At 69.3% G+C, this 4,590-nt stretch carries 3 protein-coding genes and 1 pseudogene; 2 read left to right on the forward strand and 2 right to left on the reverse strand.

Annotation, left to right across the window (positions count from 1 at the left end):
* Positions 1–266 (reverse strand): annotated as a pseudogene (locus tag VJR25_RS01565) (sugar transferase); the annotation flags it as partial.
* A 162-nt stretch (positions 267–428) separates the two neighbouring features.
* On the opposite strand from VJR25_RS01565, the gene VJR25_RS01570 reads away from it, so the two are divergent.
* Both VJR25_RS01570 and VJR25_RS01575 read left to right on the forward strand, forming a co-directional pair.
* Complete coding sequence (locus VJR25_RS01570) at positions 429–2,414, forward strand: DUF4012 domain-containing protein (RefSeq protein ID WP_324111818.1); 1,986 nt, start codon at positions 429–431, stop codon at positions 2,412–2,414.
* A 73-nt stretch (positions 2,415–2,487) separates the two neighbouring features.
* A complete protein-coding gene (locus tag VJR25_RS01575; RefSeq protein WP_324111820.1) occupies positions 2,488–3,948 on the forward strand; it encodes a polysaccharide biosynthesis tyrosine autokinase in 1,461 nt (486 codons plus the stop codon).
* Positions 3,949–3,984: 36 nt separating this feature from the next.
* Here the strand turns inward: VJR25_RS01575 and VJR25_RS01580 are convergent.
* On the reverse strand, positions 3,985–4,590 hold a 606-nt coding region (locus VJR25_RS01580), incomplete at its 5' end, for a low molecular weight phosphatase family protein (protein ID WP_324111822.1).

A 4,590-nucleotide genomic window follows, 5' to 3' on the forward strand; every position in this document is an offset into this window, starting at 1 on the left:
AAGGCCCAGTACGGGACGGTGCCGAGGCCGCTGCCCGACGGCGTGGACACCGATTCGTCAAGTCCCAGCCACGTGAGCTGTGTGCCGAACACCACCGTCACGAGCACGAGGAAGTCCGAGATCGCGAGGCGACGCTCGTAGCGGCGGCGCCACGGCGCACGACGCCGGGACGGGGATGCCGCCGGCGGACGAGGTCGCCCAGAACCGAGACCGAGATCGTCGATCGCGCCTGTCGGCTGCGACCCGATGAACTCATCGATCGCCATAGCGCTGCTCGTCTCCCCCCGGCATGTAGCACAGGTGACCCGGCGTGCCTGGCGCCCGATCACCTGGATGCACCGTTGAACATCATAGCCGACGAGGAGTCTCCTCCCAGGGAACCGACGCGTGCTCCAAGGGGTACGATCACGCGCGGTTAAGATGGTCCGGTGCCTGCCGACATGACGCCCGAGACGCCCGACGCGCCCCGCGGAGCCGGCAACGGCTCGTTCGACGGGCCCCTCGGGCTCTGGGACGGCGTCGAGAGTGAGCCTGCGGCCTCCTCGCGATCGCCCCGCATCTCGTCGCGCTCGACCCCGCACCATTCGCACGGCGGCCGCCACCGGTCAGGCGATGACCGATCGGCGCGTCGCCGTCGTCGTCGCCGCATCTGGATCAGCGTGGGGGCCGTGGTGTTCGTGCTGCTGGTCGGAGCGGGCATCGCCGGCTTCCGTTTCATGCACGAGGTCAACCAGGTCAAGGCGTCGCTGGCGAGCGCGCAGGCCGGGATCGCGACGCTCTCCGCCGACATGAAGACCGGCGACCAGAAGAAGCTCTCCGCGACCGCGGGCCAGATCACCGGCGACGTCGAATCCGCCGTCCAGATCGTCGACGGCCCGCTGTGGGGCATCGCCGCCCAGGTGCCCATGGTCGGTCAGAACGTCGATGCCGTGCGCCGGGTGACGCGCGCCGTCAACATCCTGGCCGAGAATGCGCTGCCCCCCGGCCTCGAAGTCGTGTCGAGCCTGAACGGCGACAAGTTCGCGCTCAAGGGCGGGGGACTCAACCTGGCCCCGTTCCGCAAGGCACAGGATGCCATCCCCGACATCACCGACGCCTTCCGGGCGGCGCAGGGCCAGATCGCGCCGATCAACCAGGCCTCGCTCATGCCGGTGGTCGCGAAACCCGTGGCGCAGGTCGCATCGCTCATCAACGGAGCGACACCGACCCTCGAGTCCGTGCAGAAGTACCTGCCGACTCTGCTCGACATCATCGGAGGCGACGGGAAGAAGACCTATCTGCTGATCTTCCAGAACAACGCCGAGATCCGCGCCACCGGTGGCAACCCGGCGGCGAGCATGATCATGACCGTCGACAACGGCAAGTTCAAAGAAGCCGGTCAGGCAGGCACGGCGACCTTCGTCGCCGACGGCACCGCCGGCATCCAGTTCACGAAGCTGCCCCCGGCCGTCACCAAGCTGTATTTCTCCTCCTTCCCGAAGTACGAGGCGAACTACACGATGACGCCGAACTTCCCGACGACGGCGCGGCTGCTGCAGGACCTCTGGAAGCACTCCTCGGGTCAGAAGTTCGACGGGGTGATCTCGATCGACCCGGTCGTGCTCTCGCACATGCTCGCGGTGGCAGGACCGGTCAAGCTCGCGACGGGCGACACGGTGACATCCGCGAACGCGGTGAAGCTTCTGCTGAGCGATGCGTACGAGCGCTATCCCACCGGCCCTGAATCCGACGCGTTCTTCGCCGACGTGTCCAAGCGCGTGTTCGACCACCTGACCTCGACCCCGTGGGACCCGACCAAGATGCTCGAGGCGCTCACGACCTCGGCGCAGGAGCAGCGGATCTACCTCAACTTCACGGATCCGAAGGCGCAGGCGCTCGCCGTGCAGCTGGGGCTCGACGGATCGCTGCAGACGAGCGTCGCCAAGACGACGCAGCTGGGCATGTACCTCAACGACTCGTCGGTCGGCAAACTCGAATACCACCTGACCTCGTCGATCAGCGCCCAGTGCAATGCGCAGGCGCGCACGATCACCGAGTACATGACCCTGCACAATTCGATCCCGGATACGATCCTGAGCAACTACACGCTCGGCGGGCGCAACTGGCGGTTCGGGCTGCCGCGCACGACGATGATCCTGGATGTCGTGTCGTTCGCGCCCCCGGGTGCGACGATCGTGAAGACGGTCCCGAAGACCGGCGAAGTCGCGGACTGGGAGCGGAGCGGCATCGAGGACGGGAACACCGCGGTCAGCCACACCGTGTTCGTGCCCCAGGGCAAGTCGATCACGGTGTCGTACACGGTGAAGCTGCCGGGCGGGAAGCTGGGGCCGCTCGACTTGCGGCACTCGCCGACGGCCCGGGACACGAAGGTGACGATTGCGCCGAGCTGCGGGCAGCTGTTCGGCGGGAACTGATCAACCGCTGAGGCGCGGTTAGGTTTGAGAGATCGCGTGAGTCCGAGCGGCTCACGTTCATGAAGGGGGCGGAATGGAACTGCGCGACTACCTGCGGCTGTTTCGGGCGCACTGGGTCGGGATGCTGGTCATCGTGCTCGCGGGCGTGGTCGTCAGCTTCGGATGGACGCTGTTCCAGCCGAAGGAGTACGCGGCGGATGCGAGCGCGGTCGTGCAGTCGAAGCCCAGCACCGACGTCGGCACGGCCGTCGCGGGGAACACGCTGGCCCAGTCACGCGTGAAGACGTACGTCGACCTCGGTTCCTCGCGCGCCGTCGCCGAACGCGTGATCGCAGATCTGAAACTCGATTCGTCGCCCGAGACGCTCGTCAACACGATCACGGTCACCAACCCGCTGAACACCCTCTCGATCAGCGTGACCGCCGACGCGAGCACCCCGATCCAGGCGCGCGACATCGCCGAGTCGTGGGTGCGGAGCATGGCGCTCGAGGTGAACAAGCTCGAGAGCGGCAACCAGGACAAGCAGGGCGCGACGTTCCTGCAGCCGATCGACTCGGCGCGGCTGCCCACGGCCCCGTCCTCGCCGAACGTCAAGCTCGCGCTCGCGCTGGGCGCGCTCGTCGGGCTCGCGATCGCGTTCGCCTACGCGCTGCTGCGTCACCGGCTCGACCGCCGCATCCGGTCCGTGGAGCGCGTCGAGCGCGAGACCGGCGTCGCCGTCGTCGGGACCATCCCGAACGAGAAGACCTTCACCGCCGAGAGCCGCCTGATCCCGTTCGACGGCGGCAACTCGACCGGCAGCCAGAACGCGCATCTGTTCCCGGTGGCGGAGGCCATGCGGGAGCTGCGCACCAACATCCAGTTCCTCGACGTCGACAACCCGCCCCGCGTGCTCGTCGTCTCGAGCCCGCTGCCCGGCGACGGCAAGAGCACCGTGGCGTCGAACCTCGCCGTCGTGCTGGCATCCAACGGGGAGCACGTCGTGCTCATCGACGGCGACCTGCGGCGCCCCATGGTCGACTCGATCTTCAGCCTCGCGAGCGGCGCCGGACTCACCGACGTGCTCTCGGGCCGTGCGGAGGTCACCGACGTGGTGCAGCGCGTGCGCGGCTCCTCGAACCTGCTCGTGATCGGCGCCGGCAAGATCCCGCCGAACCCTAGCGAGGTGCTGGGGTCGGAGCGCATGCGCGACCTGGTGCACTCCATCGCCCGCGAAGCGATCGTCATCATCGACGCGCCTCCGCTCATCCCGGTGACGGATGCCGCCGTGCTCGGTCACAGCGCCGACGGCGTGATCGTCGTCGCATCGGCCGGCAAGACCACCCACGAGATGCTCGAGAAGGCGCTCGGCAACGTGCAGCGCGCGGGCGCCCGCACGCTCGGGATCGTGCTCAACCGCGTTCCGCGCCGCGGGGCGGGTGCCGCGTACTACGGCTACCAGTACCACGGCGACTACTTCCGCGACGAGCCGATGCCCGAGGAGACCGCGCCGGAGCTCATCAACCCCGACCCGGTGCCGCGCACGGCGGTCTGAGCCGTTCCCCGTGCCGGGAGCCGGCCGGAGCTCCGGTCAGGCGCTCGGGTCGGGCAGCACCGCGCTCACCACGCGGATGACGGTGTCGATCGCGGGCAGCAGCTGCGCGGCCGACTCGTCGTAGACCTCGGCAGGTCGCCGGTACGGGTCGATGACGTCGTCGGCGTCCGTGCCGAGCGGCACGAGGCCGCGGCGCGCGGAGACGCAGCTGATCGCCCCGGCGAGCCGGGTGCGCAGGGTGTCCGTGCCCGAGGCGGCGACCGCCGCGCGGGCCGATTCGCGAAGCTCCTCGTCCGGCACGAGCTCGGCCAGCGCAGCGAACTCCCGCACCGGGAACGCCCGCCGCAGGGCCCGCGGGGAGTTCTGCACGACGCCGGTGCGCTGCGCGCGGGTCATCGTGAGGGTGAGGTCGGCCCGCAGCAGCATCGGCTCGGTCACCTGACGCGCACGATGGGACGCGGCATCCTGCGCCGAGACGCCGTGCGCCCGCGCGATCCGCTGCGACTCGGCCTGCATCCCCGACCCGACCAGGGCGCGCGTGCCCGCGCTGTGCACGTGCACGCCGAGCGGCGCCAGCCGGGCGCGCAGCAGCAATTCGCCGAGGGGCGAGCGGCAGATGTTGCCGGTGCACACGACGAGCAG

The sequence above is a fragment of the Microbacterium sp. genome, assembly GCF_035277845.1.
In the GTDB taxonomy this organism is placed as follows: Bacteria; Actinomycetota; Actinomycetes; order Actinomycetales; family Microbacteriaceae; genus Microbacterium.